Genomic DNA, 21,209 nt, shown 5'->3' with positions numbered 1-21,209 from the left:
TGATTTATTTTAAGCCGCCGAAGCGCCGTTCCCGGCCCTGGAAGGATAGAATCGCTTCGACCAGGGTATCCTTGGTGAAATCGGGCCAGCAGAGCTGGGTGAACCAGAACTCGGCATAGGCCATCTGCCACAGGAGGAAATTGCTGACCCGCTTGTCCGCACCGGGACGGATGAGCAGGTCCACGTCGTTTTCCGGGTCCGTATACAGGTACTGGGCCAATGTCGCTTCGGTAATCTCTTCGGGCTGAATCGTCCCGGCCTGGACGGCTTCGGCCAGCCTGCGGGCGGCCTGGGTGATTTCCAGGCGGCCGCCGTAATTGACAGCCACGTTGAGGATGAGGCCTGTGTTGGCAGCCATGTCCGCTTCGGCCTGGGCAAAGGCTTCCTGCAAATCCGGGTGGAGCCGCTTCATATCACCGATGACATGGAGCCGCACGTTGTGTTCCTTGAGTTCCAAGAGATTCTTGCTCAAGTAACTCTTCATGAGCTTCATGATGTACGACACTTCTTCATCAGGGCGCTTCCAGTTCTCCGTCGAAAAGGCATAGACCGTCAGGACCTTGATGCCCAGGTCATCGGCGGCGATGACGATGCGCTTCAGCGTATCGGCGCCGGCGCGGTGGCCGTAACTGCGGGGCAAGCCTTTGCGCTTGGCCCAGCGGCCGTTGCCATCCATGATGATGGCCACGTGGCGGGGAATATTATGGGGATCCAGCATCCCCTCGGATACGGAGCCGGAAGTTTCTTTCTTTTTGCCAAAAAAGTTAATCATGCTGTACGTCTCCATTTCGCAGCACTGCGGCTACGGAGCTGCTCATTTCCAGGCTGTCATCGACTAACAGGCAGACCGTGCCGTCTTCCCTTTCCTGGGCACGGATGACATAGGTCTGCTGAGGGTCGCAGTGGAAGAAATGGCTCCGCGACACAGTCCGCTCTATGACATAAGGAATATTTTTTTCCTGTAATACAGATTTGGCATACCGTAACGGCATGCCAATAAAAATCCGTATATCCATCATACGGCCATGACTTCTTTTTCTTTTTTCGCTTTGATTTCGTCGATGGCCTTGATTTTTTTATCTGTCAGCTTCTGGATATTTTCCTGACCTTCCTTGCTGTCATCTTCCGTGACTTCCTTCTTCTTTTCCATCTTCTTGATGGTTTCGTTGGCGTCGCGGCGGATGTTGCGGATGACAACTTTCGAGTCTTCAGCGATCTTGCTGACTTTCTTGCTCAGTTCTTTACGGCGTTCTTCCGTCAGCTGGGGAATTTCCAGGCGGATGATCTTGCCGTCGTTGTTCGGGTTCAGGCCCAAGTCAGACTTGAGGATGGCCTTTTCGATTTCACCGAGCATCTTCGGTTCCCACGGAGCGATGGTGATCATGCGCGGTTCCGGGACCGATACGTTGGCGACCTGTTTGACCGGTGTCGGCGTACCGTAGTAGTCGACGGTAATCCGGTCCAGCAGGGATGTGCTGGCGCGGCCCGTGCGGATCGACGACAATTCCCGTTTCAGGGCTTCGATGGTCTTGTCCATCTTTTCTTCGTGCTGGGCAATGATTTCTTTTACTTCCATGTCAATCACTTCCTTATTTTATTTTTATAAGTATATCATACAGCGTTTAGTCTTCTTTGTCGACTACCGTCCCTAAATCTTCTCCGCTGGCAGCCTTGACGATGTTCCCGGGCTGGTCGATATTGAAGACGACGATAGGGATATTGTTGTTGCGGCAGAGCGTCGTCGCCGTAGCATCCATGACTTTCAGGTCTTTGTTGATGACGTCGAGATAGGTCAGGTGCTTGAACATCTTAGCGTCCGGATTGAGCTTGGGATCGCTGTCGTAGACGCCGTCGACGCCGTTCTTGGCCATGAGGATAGCATCGGCTTCGATTTCAGCAGCCCGCAGGGCAGCTGTCGTATCCGTCGAGAAATAAGGGTTGCCCGTACCGGCACCGAAGATGACGACGCGGCCTTTTTCCATGTGGCGGATAGCCCGGCGGCGGATATACGGTTCAGCGACCTGCTGCATGTTGATAGCCGTCTGGACGCGGGTAGCGACGCCGTTCTTTTCCATGGCATCCTGGAGGGCCAGGGAATTCATGACCGTAGCCAGCATGCCCATGTAGTCTGCCGAAACGCGGTCCATGCCTTTGGCCGAACCGGACAAGCCGCGCCAGATATTGCCGCCGCCGACGACGATAGCGACCTGGACGCCGAGCTGATTGACTGCAACGACCTGTTTGGCAATGGTTTCAACTGTTTCCGGGTCGATGCCATAGCCTTGTTTGCCAGCCAGTGCTTCACCACTCAATTTCAATACGATACGATGATACTTTTTCGATTCCATAAAAGAAGTGCCTCCTCTATCGGTATACAAGTCCAATTAGAAAATAAGAGAACACGGGTTGGGTGTTCTCTTATGCAATCTTATTTAGCTTGTGCCATTACTTCGGAAACAAAATCATCGTTCCGTTTTTCCAGGCCTTCACCCAATTCATAACGTGTATAACGGCGGATGTCGATTTTTTCACCGATTTTAGCAACCGCTTCGGTAACGACCTGCTGGACCGTCTTGTCAGAATCTTTGATGAATTCCTGATCGAGGAGGCAGTTTTCTTTGTAGAATTTTTCGATACGGCCGACGATCATCTTTTCGACGATCTTTTCCGGTTTGCCTTCGTTCAGGGCCTGCTGGCGGAGAACTTCTTTTTCATGTTCCAAAACTTCAGCCGGAACTTCTTCGCGTTTGAGGTATGCCGGTTTTGCAGCAGCGATCTGCATTGCAATATCTTTGCAGAGTGCTTTGAAGTTGTCTGTCTGAGCGACGAAGTCCGTTTCGCAGTTGACTTCGACGAGGACGCCGATACGGCCGTTGCCATGGATGTAAGAATAAACTAAACCTTCAGCAGCGATGCGGTCTGCTTTCTTAGCTGCTGCAGCCAAGCCGTGTTCACGAAGCAAGTCGACGGCTTTTTCCATATCGCCGTTGCTTTCGGTCAATGCTTTTTTGCAGTCCATCATGCCTGCACCGGTTTTCGTTCTTAATTCTTTTACCATTGCTGCTGTAATAGCCATGAGTATTCCTCCTAAAAGTAATGTGAATTATACAGTTTGAAGAAAGGTAAGAAGCAAAGGCTCCTTACCTTCCTATACTAACCATTCAGTTCTCAAAGAACAAACGATCTTATTCTGCTGCTTTTTCTTCAGCTGCTTCAGCACCTTCAGCGGCGCCTTCTTCCGTCTGTTCGCCCTGGTTGCCTTCGAGGACAGCGTCAGCGATTTTGCCGGTCAAGAGTTTGACAGCGCGGATAGCGTCGTCGTTAGCCGGGATCGGATAGTCGATGACATCGGGATCGCAGTTGGTGTCAACCGTAGCGATGATGGGGATGTGAAGTTTACGAGCTTCGGAAACAGCGATTTCTTCTTTTTTCGGGTCGATGATGAAGAGAGCGTCCGGAAGTTTCTTCATGTCTTTGATGCCGCCGAGGTATTTCTGAAGTTTTTCCATTTCGTGTTTGAGGAGCGTAACTTCTTTCTTCGGCAGGATTTCGAACGTGCCGTCTTCAGCCTGTTTTTCCAAAGTCTTCAAGCGTTTTACGCGTTTTTCGATGGTCTGGAAGTTGGTGAGCATACCGCCGAGCCAGCGTTCGTTGACGAAGTACTGGTTGCAACGTTCTGCTTCGTTTTTAATGGATTCCTGAGCCTGTTTTTTCGTGCCTACGAAGAGGACTTTGCCGCCTTCAGCAGCCAGGTCGCGGACAAAATTGTAAGCTTCGTCCATTTTCTTAACGGTTTTCTGCAAGTCGATGATGTAGATACCGTTACGTTCGGTGAAGATGAAACGAGCCATCTTCGGGTTCCAACGGCGGGTCTGATGACCGAAATGAACGCCGGCTTCCAATAATTGTTTCATAGATACTACTGCCATAATTGTGATTCCTCCTGTTTTTTCCTCCGCCCGGTCATCGCTCATCTTCACCCTTCCCCCCTGGGAGGGGCACAGTGCTGAGCTCGCCAAGCGTGTGTATTTTGGATCTTGGTATTCAAACCTTTGATATTATAGCATATATGACAAACAAGGGCAAGCATTTTTTCAAATGCCTGCCCTTGCGGACGTGTTTGAAGTTTGTAGCGGATGATTCAAACCTTAATTCAAGATATAGACCGGTACGGTGCGGCGGCCGAAGGTCATGCAGGCATCGTAGTCTTCCATGCAGAGGTCGATGCGGTTGCCGAGGATGGCTCCGCCTGTATCTTCGGCCCGGGCTACGCCATAGCCGGGGATGAAGACGGTCGAACCCAAGGGGATGACGTTGGGGTCGACGGCGACGACGCCATAGCGGGCCCGCGTCCCCATGCGGGTGATGCACTGGCCGTCGCCATCAGTCGGCAGATAGGCCGTGGCTTCCATGGTGATGATCTTCTGGTAATGGGATACGTCGCCGGTACTGGTGTTGATTTCAACCGTTTCCTTGGTGCCGACCTTGCGGATCAGCGGCTGCATTTCCGAAATGAGCTCCGTCGAAAGCGTTTCCTTGTCGGCGACCTGGCCGTCGACGCTGACGATGTTCAGCTTGACCCGTTTGCGGCCGTTCTGCCCTTCCTGGACGATTTTCTCTTCGCCCTGGCCCAGAGTTTCATCAGGGATGCTTTCGATGGCGTACGGCACCACTTCATCTTCGGTGATCGTCTTGCGCGAGACGTGGCCGATGACGATATTTTCCCCGGCCTGGAGCGGCTTCTGTACGTCGCCATAAGGGCGGTACTTTTCCTTGTTGTAGCCGTACTGTTCGGCTACTTCCTGGGAATTGTGCTTGGCCGTATAGACCTGCTGCTTCTGCCCCGGTATTCCAGGGTCACCGGGATAGCCCGGCGCACCTTGACGTAACTGCCGTCGGCAAGCTTCTGCGTCGATACGTCGATTTCATCGTAATCGCCCATATCGATATTGTTTTCCCGCATCAAAGCCTGTTCATTGACGGCGTGAGTATATACCTGGCGGGTCGTGCCGTCGGCGACGAGGGTCACTGATTTCCCCCGGTCGATGAAGCCCGTCAAAGACACGATGACCAATAAGGCGATCATCGTGGCGTACATGCGTGTAATCGGTCGTTTATTCTTGAATCCAGTCATACTGAATCGTTTCCAGTCCATGCCATGCCTCCTAAAGCTTTTCTTTTCATTTTAGCAAAGACCGGCAGGCTTGTCAATTTACTTGTCTTCTTCAGCAGGACGTGGACGCAGGACGACCTTGCGGAACTGGCGTGCCGCCTTCTTCCGTTCCGATGCCAGCCGTTCAGCCTGGCGCTGGCATGTATCCTGGGCGTTGACAGGCTTGCCCTGGCGTTCGTCTGCCAGGTAGCGGTACGAACCGTCGCTGTTCATGGCATAGGCCTTGACATTGTCGTCGAAATATACTTTCAGGATACGCTTGATCCGTTCTTTATGCGGCGGAAATTCGACGGGCGTCATCAATTCGACGCGTTCATTGAGGTTGCGCGGCATCCAGTCAGCCGACGAAATGAAGACGTCTTCCTTGCCGCCGTTATAGAAGTAGAACAGGCGGCTGTGTTCCAGGAAGCGGCCGACGATGCTGTGGACTTCGATGTTTTCGCTGATGCCGGGCAGACCCGGGCGGATGACGCAGATGCCGCGGACGATGAGGCGGATCTTGACGCCGGCTGCCGACGCTTCATAGAGCTTGGCAATGACGTATTTATCGAGGAGAGAATTCATCTTGGCCACGATGAGGGCTTTCTTGCCGGCCTTGGCCTGGGCGATTTCCTGGTCGATCTCCTGATAAATCGTTTCCCTCAGATTGAGCGGCGCGACGGCCAGTTTATTCCACTGAGGCGGATCGGAATAACCCGACAGGAGATTGAAGAAAGCCGACGCATCGACGCCGATGAGGGTATTGGCCGTCAAGATGCCGACATCCGTATAGATACGGGCCGTCTTGCCGTTGTAGTTGCCCGTCGCCAGGTGGACGTAACGGCGGATGCCATCTTCTTCACGGCGGACGACGAGGGTAATCTTGGAGTGGGTCTTGAGGCCCATGATGCCGTAAATGACATGGCAGCCGGCTTTTTCCAGCTTGCGGGCCATGTGGATATTATTTTCTTCATCGAAACGGGCCTTGACTTCCATGAGGACCGTGACCTGCTTGCCATTTTCTGCCGCCTGGGCCAGGGCTGCGATGATCGGCGACTTGCTGCTGACGCGGTACAAAGTCTGCTTGATGGCCAGGACATCCGGGTCCGTCGCCGCCAGCTGGATGAAGTGTTCCACCGTTTCAAAGGTTTCGTAAGGATGATGGACCATGACGTCCCGTTCGGCAATGGCCGACCAGAAATCAGGCGCGTCGATGGCAGCCAGTTCCGACGACGGCTGCGGCGTCACCGGCGGATAGCGCAGGTCATCATAGCCGTCGATGCCGACGAAGGAGAAAAAGACCTTGCAGTCCAGCGGACCGGGGATGGCATACACATCCCGTTCTTCGAGCTGCAATTCGTCACGCAGGAAGTCGCGGATTATGCGGCTCGCCGTCGACGCCAGTTCCAGGCGGACAGCCGCCCCTTTGCGGCGCTTCTTCAAGCTCTTTTCCACTTCCATCAAAAGGTCCTCGGCATCGTCGTCGATATCCAGGTCAGCGTCGCGGGTGATGCGGAACGGTGCGACTTCCAGGATGTCGCAGCCCAGGAAGAAGCGTTCCGCATAGGCGGCGATGACATCTTCCAGGAAGAGGAACTGCTGGCCGTCATGCTGTTTTCCGGCCGGGGAAACGCTGTCCGGGACCTTGATGATGCGGTCGATGACCGACGTCGGAACCGGCAGGATAGCCGTCTTGACGGAACGGTCCCCCTGCTTGCGGCGCAAGAGGACGGCCAGGTTCAGGTTCAGACTGGCCAGGAACGGAAAAGGATGGCTGGAATCGACAGCCATGGGCGTGACGACGGGATAGATTTCCCGTTCAAAAAAGCTTTCCAGCCACAGCCGCTGGTCATCATCGAGAGCGTCGACACGAATGAAATGCAGGCCGTGGGCTTGCAGTTTCTGCTGGATATCGCCATAATAGCGGTACTGGTCGTCGACCAGTTTATGGACCATTTCCTGGATGGCATCGAACTGTTCCTGCGGCGTCATGCCGGCGATATCGATGTGCTTGACGCCGCTTTCGACGAGGTGCTTGACGCCGGCCACGCGGATCATGAAAAATTCGTCCAGGTTCGACGCGGCAATGGCGACGAAGTTCAGCTGTTCCAGCAGTGGATTGGACGGGACGATGGCTTCGCGCAGGACCCGTTCATTGAATTTGACCCATGTACATTCACGATTTAAAAAATATTGACTACTCGTAAAATCTGCCATGATTATCCTATCCTTTCACTAATTCCGTCGAAATACCAAAGACTTCGGCAAAGTCGACGGCCATTTTCAGATATGTCCAGCGTTCCAGGGAAATATCGGCTTCTGCCGTATAGGAGACGACGAGTCGGTCGTCCTTGAGCTCAGCCCGGATGGCGCTGATTTTCCCCAAATGGCTCTTATCCAGGGAATCGGCCAGGCGGAAAATAGCCGTCAGTTTGGCCGTAATGACCTTCTGACGCGGCGTCAGGGCATGGTAGACCGGTGATGCCTCCTGCAGGGTGCCGTCGAAGGCATAGTAGAGGACGGCCGCCAGGATTTCCTTTTCATCGTCAGCCAGGCCGAAGAGGTCCGTTTCCATGATGAGGTTGTATGTACAAAGATTATGCTTGCGGATATTGATGAATTTCCCCGTTTCGTGGAAGATAGCGGCCAGGCGGAGCAGATAATTATAACTGTAATCGAGGCCGATGAACTGGTACAGCGCCTGGAAGAGGACGTTGCCGTATTCTTCGATGCGGGCGGAATGGGCGGAGTCGGACAAATACTTCTTGGCCATGCGGCGCATCATGTCCAGGAGCAGGCCCTGGAGATGGGCCATATAATCATTATGGGTCTTATCGGCTACATAGTACATGGTATAGCCTTCGGTGAAGGTCGTCGGCATGACGACCAGCATGTCGATGTCGACGATGCGCAGCAGTTCATAATACAAGAGGATCGTCGGCATGATGACATTGGCCAGGTTCTGGGACAGGCCGAAGCGCTGCATGAGCTTGAACGGCGTGACGCCTTTAAAAGAATAGACGAACTGGCGCAGCTCATCGGGCGTAATCAGGAACAACCCGTTCTCACTGGTCTTGCCCATGAGGCGCGACACCAGATTGGCCCCGCGGCCGGACAAGACGATGTACTTGATATCATACCGCTGGACGCCCTTCCAGAGCGGATAGAGAGTCCCGTAAATATATTCGCGCACGGCCGTCGGGAACGTCAATTCATTGCGCTGCTTTTCCGTGAAATTTTCCAGGATCCGCAAGGAACCGATATGGATATTCTGCTGGAACAAGAGGCGGTCCGACTTCCAGCACGTCAAGCCGACGCCGCCGGACGTGATATCCAGGAGCATAACGGCCTTATCGGCAAAATTAAAGTTCCCTTTCAATACATTATAATAAAGGCCAAAGAACTTGTAGTAGATTTCCTTGGTCATATGGATGACTTCGACATCGAAGCCCGTGCGGATATGGATCTGGTCGAGGACATTGATCAAATTATCGGCCTCACAAATAGCCGTCGTCGACAAGACTCGGACATCCTTGACATCGTAATCGCGAAGGAGCTGGCGGAACCCCAGCAGGACCTGACAGATTTCATTCAAAGACTGAAAACTGACATGATGGCGCTGGAATACCGTTTCCCCATATTTCACTTCTCGGGATACATTTTCGATGATTTCCATGTCGTCCAAAGACGAATAAGCAATGACCTTCAAGGTCATGTTGACCGTCCCGATATGGATGATACCGAAAACATTCCGGGTTTGTTTTTCCATTATTCTCCCCACTTTTCTTGACGGTATAGTTGCTGTCTAGTTGATACTCTCCTTATTATACATGAAAGTCACCATATGTATGTATATTTTTTGTAAAAATTTTCAGTTTTTCCCCAGTGGGGATACAGAAAAAAGAGGCTGTCCGCTGAAGACAACCTCTTTTTGAGCAATTAATTTTCCTACCACGCCGCAGGCAGCCAGCCGCATAGGCTAAAGATGGCGTAGATGCCGGCACTGGCAAAGAGTACGACGACGAGGAACTGCATGATGGGGTGAGCGATCCAGCCGCATCTCCAGCACGGTGCGTGGTCGCCGTGTTTACGGGCGCTGCGCAGCATGAAGACGGGCAGGATGGACATGATGATGCCGCCGAAGGTGCCGGCGCTGAAGATGGCGTTGACGAAACCGACGAGGCCGCTGTAAGCCAAGAGGACTGGCGGGATGACGATGAAGGCCAGGCAGCCGGCTCGCGTACGGATGTCCGTTTCCGATTTAAAGCCCAGGCGGTCGATCATATTGGTCAAGAAGCTTTCGGCAATGGCCCAGAACGATGTGAGCATGGCACAGAAAGCGAAAGCGTTGACGATGACGAAGAAGACCGGAGATCCCAGGGCACGGCCCCAGGACAGGGAGGCGACTTCCGAAATTTCATCGACTGGCAGCATGAGGAAGACCGCCAAGGGGACCAAAGCCAGGATGACGAAGGAAATGCCGGCCCCGGCCAGGATGGACGGGACGATTTTCCCCGGGTCATGCGTGAAGCCCCGGGAGATTTCCGGAACGATATACTGGACGGCATAGCAGAAGACGGCGATATTGAAGACCGGAACGGCATAGGTCCAATGGGCGTAGAGAATATCTGCGACAGGTACGCGGGCCGAAAACAGTGACGCGCCGACGAGAAGAATAAGCATGGCCGTCATACCTGAACTCAAATATTTCTCAGCGACCCCAGTAGCCTTGAGGCCCAGCCAGACGACGCTCGTCGCCCCGAGGGCAAAGAGGCAGCTGGCCATTTCCAGGGAAATACCGAAAAATTCGCTCAATATCCTGCCGCAGCCGCTGGTGTAAGCGATAAGGCTGCAAAAAGACGTGGCCCCGACGGAAAAGAAAATCAGCCAGGAACCGATTTTGCCGACGTACTTTTCTGCCAGGCCCGACAGCTGCAAGGGCTTCGTCGTCCGCAGCGTCGCTTCAGCGACATAGAGCATGGAGATGATAGAAAAAAAGCCTGCTACGACAAGCCACGTAAGCAGGACAGGCCAGCCGGCATTGCGACTGGCAAAAGCTAAACCTAAAACACCGGAACCTATGGTAGACCCGACGACCATCATCGTAGCCTCCATAAACGTAAGACGATGTACCTTGAGAGCCGCATCCTTTTGCGCAGCTCTGGCCGATATAGTGTCCAACTCGTTCACATATTCCATGAAGAAAAAACCTCTTTTCGTGTGAAAATATGTTACCTGATGTCAGCATGTCTGGACCATTATACCATATCCGCATAGGGATTCCAAGAAAAAAATCCTGCCACCTGAGAAAAAGCAGCAGGAATCGCCTCCTTCTATGTCGAAATGATATAGTGAAAATGATAAGGAGGGATTTTTATGGCAGACGTAATGGATAAGAAAAAACAACAAGGAACTCCCGAAAAAGACGCGGAAGCCGAAAAGGAACTGACGATCCTCCAGCCCGGCGCCGTTCCAGAAGAAGACGAAGATCCGGAAGCGCCCTACCTGGCCTCAGACATGTATCAGCGCATCGTCGCCCTGATCAACAACTTTGAGTCGGGCCTGCCCGACGACATGCAGGCCGGCGGCCGCCTGGTATCAGCTGGCGATATCACCTTCAGCATCCAGGATATCGGCTACTGGGATCCGAACATGATCGTCTTTTACGGCGAATTGTCCGACGGATCGGCCGTCGAACTGGTCCAGCATATTTCCCAGCTCAACCTGCTCCTCGTCGCCGTCCCCCGCCACGACGACATTGAAAAGCCGCGCCGCATCATCGGCTTCAACCGCAAGAACGAACCGGATATCGCCACCGACCCGGAAGACTGAAGTCACGAAGATTTCGGCAAGGTGCTGACGGAAATAGCTGCCGGTTTGGCCGGACAGTGATACTCGCAGGAACCGCAGCCGATACAGCGCGCCCCATCGACGTGCGGGTAGCTGCGCCCGTCCTTGTTCTCGACCAGGGTAATGGCCTGGACGGGACAATGGCGGGCACAGTTACCGCAGACTATGCCGTCGCGGGCGATGAGACAGTGGAATTGGGCATAACGGGCGATGCCGATTTTTGTCTTTTCTTTCACGGCCAGCTCCAGCGGACGGATGGCACCGGCCGGGCAGGCTTGAGAACAAAAGTTGCAGTTATAGACACAGTAGCCTTTAGAAAAATCCATGTAGGGCTGGCCCATCTGCAAGGCGCCGTTCTCCAAGACGGCCGGCACCAGGACGCCGCTGGGACAGCGGCTGACACAGAGATGGCAGGCCGTACAGCGCTGAGCAAAAGCATCGGCTGAAACGGCCCCAGGCGGCAAGATTTTCTTCTTCCCCTTCCCCGTCCCCATCAAGGCTGGAACAACGGTCTGGCTGCGGGCCAGACCTGCGGCGATGGTCCCGGCGGCAACGGCCGTCGTCAGCAGCATCTCCCGTCGGCTGATACCTTCACCAGATAGCTTTTTTTCCGGAAGCTTGACCGGAAGGGTCCGGGAAAAGGTTAAGGCCCCTTTCGGACAGACGGCAACGCAGTCGAAGCAGTCGACGCAGCGGCTGGTATCGACGAAGCCATGGGCGACGTCGATGCAGGACGAACGGCACGTCTTTTCACAGGCCCCGCAGTGGGTGCAGCGCGATCCGTCGATGACCGGCCGGAACAGGCTGAAGCGGCTGAGGGTTCCCAACAGCGTGCCGACAGGGCAAACAGTATGGCAGTACGCTCGGCCATAGCGCCAGGCCAGGACAGTCAGGACGACGAAATAAACCCCGGCCAGGGCCATGGCAGCCAGCGGCGGCCAGAGGATATCCGTCTTGCTCAGCACCGGAATCCAGCCGTGGCTTTCGTTGACCCCGACCAAAGCGTTCCAGCCATAGGCAACTGGCAGGCCCAGTCCATCGTGGACGATGCGGCCAAAGATACTGTACGGGTCGACCAGCCCCACAAAACCAGACAAGCCGGCCAGGAAAGCCAGACCGGTCAACATCAAGATACTATAGCGCACGATGCGCCGTTCCCGCCGGAAAGTAAATTTCCGGCGATTCTTTTTGCGCCGTTTGGCCAGCCAGAAGACGAAGTCCTGGCTGATTCCCAAGGGACAGAGGACGCTGCAATAGATCCGTCCCAGGAGCAGGGTCAGGACGATGATGACGGCGATGACCAGGAGATTCCCAGCCAAGAGAGCCGGCAGGACCTGCCATTGCGGCAGCACGGGTGCTACGATACCAGCAAAGGTCAGGACCATGGCCCCCATCAGGAGCCACGATAAAACGATGCGTCCCCGTTGCAGCATGTTCCGCATTTACACTATCCCCTTTCCTGTATCGCGCCCGAAATATTGGACAACATCATCAATGGCCCGCACGTACTTAGGGATGTCGATATGCTGCGGACACTTGGGCAGACAGCGGCCGCAGGCTGTACAGTGGGAAGCGCGCTGCGGCCGTTCCAGGTTATTCTGATAATGGGCCAGGAAGACTTTCTCCTGTGCTGCCGAGGCCCCTTGGGGATGGTCCACGTCGATTCCGGCCGGTTCGCCATAACGGTTGTAGATATGAAAGACTCCGGCGATGTCGACACCGTAGGGGCAGGGTTCACAGTAACGGCAATAGGTACAGGGAATGGCCCCGCTGCCGGCTTCCTTCCCCAGGGAGCGCTGGATAGCCCGCTCTTCGGCGGCCGATAAGGGCTGAAAATTGCTCAGGGTCCGGATATTGTCCAGGACCTGTTCCAAATTGCTCATGCCTGAATTCATGGTGATGACCCCTTCTTTAGAGCCGACCCAGCGCAGGGCCCACGACGCCATGCTGGCCTCTGGCCGCTGCTGCTTCAAGATGGCTTCTGCCGACGATGACAGATTGGCCAGGTTGCCCCCTTTGACCGGTTCCATGACGAAAATGGGGACATCCTTTTCTCGGCACTTGCGGTACAGGTCCCCGGCCTGGCGGCTCCCTGCCGGCGCTTCGCCCGGTTCGTTCCAGTCGGCATAGTTGAGCTGGATCATGCAGAAATCCCAATCATACTGGTCCAGGAGATAATGAAAGAAGGGCACGTCACCGTGGAAGGAAAAGCCCAGGCAACGGATGCGGCCCCGGGCTTTTTCCTGGCGAAGGTAGTCCAGGATGCCGTCTTGGATGTAAAGTTCATCGAACTGGTCCTGACTGGTCAGGGAATGAAGCATGTAGTTGTCGAAATACGCAACTTGGCAGCGGTCGAGCTGGGTCTGGAAGATATCCTTTGCCTGATCGAGTCCCGTCAAGATGGGCGTCGGCATCTTGTCGGCCAGATAGACTGTGTCGCGGGGATATTTCTGCAAGGCCTGGCCGATGAAGGCTTCGGACTTCCCGTCGTGGTAGAACCAGGCCGTATCAAAATAATTGATGCCGTGGCGATAGGCAAAATCGACCATCTTCTCGCCTAATTCCTTATCTATTTCCCGGCCCGACGCTGTAAAGGTCGTCGGCAGGCGCATGCAGCCAAAGCCCAGGAGAGACAAGTCTTTCCCGAGGGGCTTATAGTAGCGCGTCGTGACTTTTCCCAAGGCCGTTCCGGCTGCCCCGGCAGCCTTATCGGCATCGAGAAAAGCCAGGATATCCTCGCGCTTCACCAAAGCCCCGCCAGCAGCTGCCCCAGCCAGTCCCCCGCCGAGGAGCTTCAAAAAAGTCCGCCGGCTGATATCGTGACTCATCCTACTTCCTCCTGTCTTATAACAATCCGGCCTTATCCAGCCAGGGATCGATGACGCTGTAATCCGTATCTTTATCCAGGGTCAGACCCGTAAAGAGGCGGGCACCGGGAGCTGCGGCAGCCAGAGCCGGCAAGGTGACTTCAAAGGGGCTGCTATAGGAACACATGTAGGGCACGATGAGTTTCCCTGCCAAATCTTTCCCTTCCAGGAACGACGGAATGGTCATGGGCGCCGTGAACCACCAGCAGGGATAGCCGAGGACGATGACATCGTACTGCGACAGGTCGGGCTGTGTGCCGGCTAATTGGGGATGGACATTTTCATCAACTTCCTGCGCCGATTCTTTGAGGACCGTCGAGTAATCGCGGGAGTAATCGGGGTCGCGCTTGATTTCATAGAGGTCACCGCCGATTTTGTCCTGTATCATATGGGCCACTTCACCAGACCGGCCGCCCCAGGTGAAATAGGCGATAAGGATGCGCTGGCCTTTATGGCTGCCCTTCGGTTCTTCCTGGATGGTCTTGATGGCAGCTGCTTCCTGTTTATGTTTGCTTTCCAATTCATCTTTGATGTCTTCCGACATAGGCTTGCCCGTCTGATTGGGCACATAGACGCCGGAAGCCGGTGCCGACGCTGTATTTTCCGACGTGCTCTGCACGGAAGTTCCCGTTTCGCCGCAGGCCGTCAGCAGGAACATAGCCGCCCCTAAGAAAACAACTCGCATGATTTTTACCAATTTCATAAGAATCCCTCCATTTTACTTACTGTGTGAACCCCATTTGATTCAGCCAATGCTGGGTCATTTCTTCAGCTTTATCCATGTCCTTATGATGCAGGGCAAATCCTTCGTGGACCGAAGCCCCCGGTTCAGTCTGCTGGATGTTCTGGATGGTGTCGGAGAACCCACTGCCACCGGATGTGACGATAGCGTAGACCTGTTTTCCTGACATATCCGTTTCCTTCAGGAACGACTGTACCGGCGCTGGCAAGGTGCTCCACCAGTTTGGATAAACTAAGATAATCGTATCGTAGCCGCTGAGGTCATCGACATGACTCTTCAAAGCAGGCAGTTCCTGATTCTGAATTTCCGCCTTGCCTTGGTCGACAGTTTCTTCATAACTCGTCGGATAGGGATTTTCCGTCAGGATAGAGAATAAATCGCCGCCAGTCTGGTTGGCGATATAATCAGCAATAACCGTATTATTGCCAACAGCGACGCCATCCTTGACTTTCAGGCTGGCTGAACTCATGACGTCGTACTTATCCGAATGAATGGCCTTGGCATCCGTATTTTCCGGATACGTAAAATAGGCAATGAGAATCTTATGCGGGTTTCCCTGGGGGTGATGGACTACCGACGCAGATACGGTCGGATTCGTGAGCTTTTTCTGACTCAGATTACCAGATGAACTTGACTTACCCGTAATATCACTGATACCGCAAGCCGTCAGGAACGCCGTCATCATCATGGCACAAGCAAGACCTAATACTTTCTTCCTCATAATAGACATCTCCTTTTTTTCTTACATTCACTATGGCCTATACTTAAAGCAATATCATACTTGTAGTATACCTTCCATTTTCTGTTATGTGAAATGCTTATCACATATTATTAGAAATGTCTTTAGAGTATGGCAGCACGACAAAAAGGAGGCTGTCGTATTAAGACAACCTCCTTTGGAGTAATAAGGAGAGCCACGAACCATGAACCTAGCTCGTTCTTTTTACTTTGAACCAGGCAGCGTACATCGTCGGCAGGACCAGCAGGGTCAGGACGGTGGCGACGAAGAGGCCGCTGGCAATGGCAACGGCCAAGGGGCCCCAGAAGACGCTGCGCATGAGGGGAATCATGCCTAAAATGGCCGCAGCGGCTGTGAGCATGATGGGCCGGAAGCGCATGACCGCCGAGTCGATGACGGCGTGCCACGGGTCCTCACCGGCAGCCATATGCTTCTGGATCTGGTCCAGGAGGATAATGGAGTTGCGGATGATCATGCCGCCCAGGGCCAGGATGCCCAAGTCGGCGACGAAGCCCAGGGATTTCCCGAAGAGGAGCATCCCCCAGGAAACGCCGATAAGTCCCATGGGCGCCGTAATCAGGGCCAGGAACATGAGCGACGGACTGCGGAGCTGGAACATGAGCAGGGTCATAATGATGATGATCATGATAGGCACGGGCACCATCAGGTATTTCAGGGATTTCTGGCTGTTTTCCAGGGCCCCGTCGACTTCGACGGTATAGCCAAAGGGCATGCTTTCCCGGATATCGGCGATAGAATCGTAGGCTTTCTGCGTCGCATCGTTAGCCGTACCGGACTTGATGCCGCCGTTGATGGTGATGGTCGGCTTCAAATCGCGGCGCCAGATGAGTCCATCTTCACCTTTATAGGAAACGTTGGCAATCTGTTCCAGCGGCACATAACCGGCCGGGCCTACGTAGACAGGCAGGCTCTTGATTTTGGCCAGGTCATTACGGTCGCTGTCCTGAAGACGCAGCTGGATACCGATGGTCTTGTCGGCTGCGTAGTATTGTGCGACTGTGGCCCCGGACAGTTCTGTATACAAGGTCTTGGCAATATCTTCGCCGGAAATGCCCATGGCCCGCAATTTATTCTGGTCCAGGTCGACGTGCATGATCTTATTCTTCTGATCCCAGTTGAGGAAGACATTTTCCGTATTCGGGTCCTTGGCAATGCGCGCCGCAATCTGCTGGGCATAGGCTTTGACCTTATCCGTATCGTAGCCGGATACGCGCAGCATAATGGGATAATCCGACGGCGGCCCTAAGGGCACGTTCTTGACGTTGCAGCGGACGTTGGGGAACTTATCGGCCATTTCTTCTTTGATGGACTGCGTCAATTCTTCCCTCGTCTGGGTATCCTTGGCGACGACGACGAACTGAGCGTAGTTGTTGGCCGGCAGGACCGGTTCGATGGTCAGGACGAAGCGCGGCGCCCCTTCTCCGACGTAATACGAATAATCCTTGAGTTTTTCCTGCTGGCTGTCGAGATACTGGGCAAAGCGGGCCGCTTCTTTCTGCGTCGCCTGCATGGACGAGCCTTCAGGCAGGGTCATTTCAACGATGAGTTCCGGTCTGAGAGAGGGTGGGAAAAATTCCTGGGGAATGAGTTTCATCAAGCCGACAGACAAGATGAACATGGCCGCTGTCCCGCCGATGACCAGGGCCCGATGAGTCAGGCACCAGGTCAGGACCTTGCGGAAGAAGACGTAGAACCGGCTCTGGTACAACGGTTCCGGCTCCGTCCCTTGGGCAACCTTGGGCTTGATCAGGTAATAGCCGAAGAGCGGCGCCACCATGACCGATACGATCCACGACAAGACCAGGGCCGCCGTAATGACAGGGAACAAATCTTTACAAAATTCCGACGCCGCCCCGTCGGCAAAGGCGACGGGGATGAAGCCGGAGCAAGTGATGAGCGTCCCCGTCAGCATGGGCTTGGCTGTTGCCTTGAAGGCATAGCAGGCCGCATCGACGCGGTTCATGCCCTTCTCCAGCTGGACGGTCATCATTTCGACGGCAATGATGGCGTCGTCGACGAGGAGGCCCAGGGCGATGATGAGGGACCCCAAAGAGACTTTATGCAAGTCGATGCCGGCCACTTCCATGACGCAGAAGACGCCGGTCAGGACCAGAGGGATACAGAAAGCGACGACCAGGCCCGTCCGCAGGCCCAGGCTGAGGAAGCTGACGACGAGGACGATGATGATAGCTTCGCGCAGGGTATTGGTAAAATCGCTGATGGACTCTTTGACGACCTGCGGCTGGTCCGATACCTGGTGGATTTCCATGCCTGCCGGCAAATCGGATTTGACGCTTTCCTGCAATTTCTTCAGGTTTTCACCGAGCTTCAGGTTATTGCCGCCGCTCTTCATGGACAAGGCGATGCCGACGGCCGGTTTGCCGTTGTAGAACATCTTCGGGTCTGCCGGTTCCGTATAGCGCCGTTCGACCGTGGCGATGTCACCCAGGCGGAAGACGCGGCCATTGGCATTGATAGGCAGGTTGCGGATGGCTTCGACGTCTTCAAAGACACCGGACAGGCGCAGGTAGACGTTATCCGACTGAGTATCGACCATACCGGCCGGCGTCATCTGGTTCTGGCCTTTGACGGCATCGGCAATGGTCGTCGGCGCAATGCCCAGTTCGGCCAATTTGGAATTAGCCACTTCGATATAGACCTTTTCCGATTGTTCGCCGACCAGTTCGACTTTGCTGACATCGTCGACGGACATCATCATGCGGCGTATCTTTTCGGCCTTCTGGCGCAGTTCTTCATAAGAATAACCATCGCCGGTGACGGCATAGATAGAACCGTAGACGTCATCGAAGCGGTCGTTATAATACGGGCCGTAGACGCCTTCAGGCAGGTCCTTCTTCATGTCTTCCGTCAGATTGCGGACTTCATGCCACGTGCTGCGGATACTGTCGCGCGGCGCCTTGTCGTCGAGATAGACGTAGATGACCGACTGGCCGGGCCGGGAATAACTTTTGATATAATCCAGGTTCGGCGTATCTTGCAGTTTCTTTTCGATCTTGTCCGTCACCTGTTCCTGCATCTGTTCTGCCGTAGCTCCCGGCCAGGCGACGGAAACGACCATGGTCCGCACCGTATACGTCGGGTCTTCCATACGTCCCAGTTTCATGTAGGAAAAGATACCGGCAATGGCGATGAGGATGATGAAGTACCAGACGAGGACGCGGTTATGAATAGAGACTTCCGATAAATTTTTCATTCATCTTCCCCCTCTACGCGGACTTTTTGACATTCACTGAGCATATGGACCCCGGCTGTGACGACGACATCGCCGCGGCTGAGACCCGTGACCTTGACGCTATTATCGCCAAAATCCTGGACAGTCACATCTTTCAGGGACAAAGTCTTGTCCTCCCCGACGACCCAGACCTGGGGTGTGTCGCCGGTCTGGTAGATAGCGGCCAAGGGCAGGACGAAGGTATCTTCAGCCACTGCCTGTTCACTGCCGTTAGCCACGGTAGCCGTCATGCCGAGCTGCATGCCGTCCGGCGGATTGGGCAGGGAAATATTGACCTGGTACGTCCGCGACGCTGCATCGGCCATGGGCGCCACTTCGCGGACGACGCCGGCAGCCTGCTGGTTCTGGAGGGCCCAGAAAGTGACGGTCACGTTCTTGCCCACCGGGAAATCGGCCAATTTATTTTCCGGCACGTTGACCTGGACTTCCAAGTCCCCTGAATGAACCAGGGTGACCACAGTCTGACCGGCCGCGACGACCTGCCCGACTTCGGCCGATACGGCTGAAATGACGCCGTCGGCATCGGCCGTGAGCTGTGTATAAGACAACTGGTTTTCCTGAGCCTGTTGAGCAGCCAGGGCCTGGTTATACTGGGCCGAAGCCTGGTCGTAGGCCGTCTGGTACTGGTCCAGGACGGACGCACTGATGGCATCCATATTGTATAATTGCTGATAGCGGTTCAAATTGGATTGGGCCAGCTGGAGCTGGGCAGCAGCAGCGTCGACCTTGGCCTGCGTCTGGTTGACAGCCTGAGCAATATCCTTCGGATCGACCGTCATCAAGACGTCGCCGGCATGGACCTGCGAGCCGAGCTGGACGTTGCGGGCCGTAATGCGGCCGCCGGCCTGGAAGGACAGATTACTCTGGTAACGGCCTTTGACGGTCCCCGAATAGGTTCCAGCCGTCGTACCCGCCCTTTCGCTGCCGACCTGGATGGCCTTGACCAGCTGGGGCTGTTCGGCCTGCTGCGTCTGCTGGCCGCAGCCTGTCAGGCTGAGGGCTGCCACGACGGCCATGGCTGCAGCCGTATATTTCCAATATGCTTTCATACTTTCATCTCCTTCTGCGGATCCAGCGGAGCCACTTCCGCCTCGACGGCATTGTCCGCCACCTGATGCATAAGCTGGAACGCCTTGTCCAGCGTCACCTCGTCGATACCTCGGACGAGAATCTCGACCCATCGCTTGAGGATGCCCTCCATCGTATCCTGTAAATCCAGGGCCTTCGGCGTCAAATAGAGATATTTATAGCGCCGGTCATCGCCCTGCTGACGGCGGCTGACGAACCCCTTCTCTTCCAACAATTTCAGATTGCGGGCCACCAAAGCCTTATCGGCCTTCATGACCTGACAGAGCTCATGCTGCCGGCAGCCGTCGTTGCTGTACAGGCTCATGAGGGTCACGTGTTCCGAATAAGATAACTTCCACGGCCGACAGGCCTCGGTCACATAGGCTTGCGAACGCTGGTTTATCACGCTGAAATCATGGCTGACCTTTAAATAATCCACGCTCCGCATCCCCTTTTCTCTGTAATTAGTTGATTTGCTCAACTATCTATCTGTAGTATAGCAAAAAGAAAGGGAAAAAGCAAGGCGCTGTCACAGGCCGCCCCGGACTCAAATGCCGCTGCGCGGCGACAGATGCAAACGGACGACATCGCCTCGAGTGACCCTCGGCTCGTAAAAAAAGGCCCCGATTGGGGCCATCGTAGGGGCCGTCCTGTAAAGGCGGCCCGCTACGCGCTGAGGGTATCCCCGATGCGTCGTTGTTAGTTCGAATTTATCGCGGTGGAACGCCGCATCGTATTCCGATTCCATACAGGGATGTCCTGGAATCAGACCAGCACCCACACGACAGCGATGACGAGTGCCGGCAGCAGGTTGGCAATGCGCACGTGAGGCAGGCCGAAGAGGTTCGTGCCGACACAGAAAATCAGGATATTGCCGACGGCGCTGAGGCTCTTTAGAGCAGCAGGCGTCATGATAGGTTCGAGAAAGCCGGCCAGCAGGAAGATGATTCCCTGGAAGATGCCGACAGAAATTGCGGAAAAGATGCAGCCCTTGCCCAGCGCCGATGTCATGATCATGACGATGACGGCATCGATTACCGTCTTGGCGAACAGGACAGAGGGGTCACTGAGCAGGCGGTCGTTGATAGAACCGATGACGGCCATGGCACCGATGCAGACTGTCAGGGATGCCGTGACGAAGCCTTCGACGAATCGCGTGTCACCGCCACTGCCCGTCTTCTGCTGGAGCCAGTGCCCGAAACGCTCCATGCGGTCTTCGAGGTCGATGGCTTCACCGATGACTGCACCACCGATGAGACTCGCAAGCATACAGTTCGTCCCGACGAGCGTCACTCCCCCATCAGCGCCGATTTGCAGCATCTCTTTGACCGTTCCCGTCAAACCGAGGAATATGACCGCCACAGCGCAGGCCATCATGATGGCCTTTTGGAAACGCTCTGATATCAGCCGTCCGCACCCCAGCCCCAAGAGTCCACCACCGACAATGCCCAATACATTCGCTAAAACACCTATTCCTGGAAACAAAAAACTCCCGCCTTTCTAAAAAAATAAAAACA

Annotated in this window: 20 protein-coding genes; 1 reads left to right on the top strand and 19 read right to left on the bottom strand. The window is 54.7% G+C overall.

From position 1 onward, the window contains the following. Positions 1-4: 4 nt before the first annotated feature. The 11 genes from C6362_RS10220 to C6362_RS10175 form a co-directional block, all read right to left on the bottom strand. Positions 5-772, bottom strand: a complete 768-nt coding sequence (locus tag C6362_RS10220; protein ID WP_014016747.1) for an isoprenyl transferase — start codon at positions 770-772, stop codon at positions 5-7. Continuing rightward, complete coding sequence (locus tag C6362_RS10215) at positions 765-1,019, bottom strand: hypothetical protein (RefSeq protein ID WP_022497171.1); 255 nt, start codon at positions 1,017-1,019, stop codon at positions 765-767. The genes C6362_RS10220 and C6362_RS10215 overlap by 8 nt, the downstream gene beginning before the upstream one ends. After that, positions 1,016-1,576: a ribosome recycling factor gene (frr, locus tag C6362_RS10210; protein ID WP_014016749.1), complete on the bottom strand. Its 561-nt coding sequence runs from the start codon at positions 1,574-1,576 to the stop codon at positions 1,016-1,018. Before frr ends, C6362_RS10215 begins: the two co-directional genes overlap by 4 nt. Positions 1,577-1,622: 46 nt before the next feature. After that, positions 1,623-2,348, bottom strand: a complete 726-nt coding sequence (gene pyrH, locus C6362_RS10205) for a UMP kinase (protein WP_014016750.1) — start codon at positions 2,346-2,348, stop codon at positions 1,623-1,625. An 80-nt stretch (positions 2,349-2,428) separates the two neighbouring features. Next, positions 2,429-3,076 (bottom strand): translation elongation factor Ts, encoded by a 648-nt coding sequence (gene tsf, locus C6362_RS10200; RefSeq protein WP_014016751.1) that lies wholly within the window; start codon positions 3,074-3,076, stop codon positions 2,429-2,431. Between the two features lie 109 nt (positions 3,077-3,185). Next, positions 3,186-3,929: a 30S ribosomal protein S2 gene (rpsB, locus tag C6362_RS10195; protein WP_014016752.1), complete on the bottom strand. Its 744-nt coding sequence runs from the start codon at positions 3,927-3,929 to the stop codon at positions 3,186-3,188. A 219-nt stretch (positions 3,930-4,148) separates the two neighbouring features. Then, complete coding sequence (locus tag C6362_RS12220) at positions 4,149-4,670, bottom strand: G5 and 3D domain-containing protein (protein ID WP_255411289.1); 522 nt, start codon at positions 4,668-4,670, stop codon at positions 4,149-4,151. Between the two features lie 125 nt (positions 4,671-4,795). Then, positions 4,796-5,155, bottom strand: a complete 360-nt coding sequence (locus C6362_RS12215; RefSeq protein ID WP_255411288.1) for a ubiquitin-like domain-containing protein — start codon at positions 5,153-5,155, stop codon at positions 4,796-4,798. 57 nt (positions 5,156-5,212) lie between these two features. Continuing rightward, a complete protein-coding gene (ppk1, locus tag C6362_RS10185; protein WP_014016754.1) occupies positions 5,213-7,369 on the bottom strand; it encodes a polyphosphate kinase 1 in 2,157 nt (718 codons plus the stop codon). A 7-nt stretch (positions 7,370-7,376) separates the two neighbouring features. Further along, positions 7,377-8,921, bottom strand: coding sequence for a Ppx/GppA phosphatase family protein (locus C6362_RS10180; protein WP_014016755.1), 1,545 nt, complete (start codon positions 8,919-8,921; stop codon positions 7,377-7,379). A 179-nt stretch (positions 8,922-9,100) separates the two neighbouring features. After that, positions 9,101-10,267 carry an aromatic amino acid transport family protein gene (locus C6362_RS10175; RefSeq protein WP_173364616.1) on the bottom strand — a complete coding sequence of 389 codons (1,167 nt, stop codon included), beginning with the start codon at positions 10,265-10,267 and terminating at the stop codon, positions 9,101-9,103. A 261-nt stretch (positions 10,268-10,528) separates the two neighbouring features. Between C6362_RS10175 and C6362_RS10170 the strand changes: the two genes are divergently transcribed. After that, complete coding sequence (locus C6362_RS10170) at positions 10,529-10,984, top strand: DUF6173 family protein (RefSeq protein ID WP_014016757.1); 456 nt, start codon at positions 10,529-10,531, stop codon at positions 10,982-10,984. A 2-nt stretch (positions 10,985-10,986) separates the two neighbouring features. On the opposite strand, the gene C6362_RS10165 is transcribed toward C6362_RS10170, so the two are convergent. The 8 genes from C6362_RS10165 to C6362_RS10130 form a co-directional block, all read right to left on the bottom strand. Then, complete coding sequence (locus tag C6362_RS10165; protein ID WP_014016758.1) at positions 10,987-12,444, bottom strand: 4Fe-4S dicluster domain-containing protein; 1,458 nt, start codon at positions 12,442-12,444, stop codon at positions 10,987-10,989. Continuing rightward, positions 12,445-13,830: an aldo/keto reductase gene (locus tag C6362_RS10160; RefSeq protein WP_014016759.1), complete on the bottom strand. Its 1,386-nt coding sequence runs from the start codon at positions 13,828-13,830 to the stop codon at positions 12,445-12,447. It lies immediately after the preceding gene. A 16-nt stretch (positions 13,831-13,846) separates the two neighbouring features. Further along, positions 13,847-14,572 (bottom strand): flavodoxin, encoded by a 726-nt coding sequence (locus C6362_RS10155; RefSeq protein WP_014016760.1) that lies wholly within the window; start codon positions 14,570-14,572, stop codon positions 13,847-13,849. A 19-nt stretch (positions 14,573-14,591) separates the two neighbouring features. Further along, entirely contained in the window at positions 14,592-15,332 is a 741-nt protein-coding gene (locus C6362_RS10150) for a flavodoxin (protein ID WP_014016761.1), read from the bottom strand. A 208-nt stretch (positions 15,333-15,540) separates the two neighbouring features. Beyond that, the gene (locus C6362_RS10145) at positions 15,541-18,585 is read right to left on the bottom strand and encodes an efflux RND transporter permease subunit (protein ID WP_014016762.1); all 3,045 of its coding nucleotides are present in this window, start codon (positions 18,583-18,585) and stop codon (positions 15,541-15,543) included. Next, positions 18,582-19,673, bottom strand: coding sequence for an efflux RND transporter periplasmic adaptor subunit (locus C6362_RS10140; RefSeq protein ID WP_014016763.1), 1,092 nt, complete (start codon positions 19,671-19,673; stop codon positions 18,582-18,584). The genes C6362_RS10145 and C6362_RS10140 overlap by 4 nt, the downstream gene beginning before the upstream one ends. Continuing rightward, positions 19,670-20,140: a MarR family winged helix-turn-helix transcriptional regulator gene (locus C6362_RS10135; protein ID WP_014016764.1), complete on the bottom strand. Its 471-nt coding sequence runs from the start codon at positions 20,138-20,140 to the stop codon at positions 19,670-19,672. The genes C6362_RS10140 and C6362_RS10135 overlap by 4 nt, the downstream gene beginning before the upstream one ends. Before the next feature lie 317 nt (positions 20,141-20,457). After that, a complete protein-coding gene (locus tag C6362_RS10130) occupies positions 20,458-21,177 on the bottom strand; it encodes a DUF554 domain-containing protein (RefSeq protein ID WP_014016765.1) in 720 nt (239 codons plus the stop codon). Positions 21,178-21,209: the final 32 nt, after the last annotated feature.

Origin of the sequence: Megasphaera elsdenii DSM 20460, assembly GCF_003010495.1 — a bacterium.
GTDB lineage: Bacteria > Bacillota > Negativicutes > Veillonellales > Megasphaeraceae > Megasphaera > Megasphaera elsdenii.
This window is presented reverse-complemented; position numbering and strand designations above follow the sequence as displayed.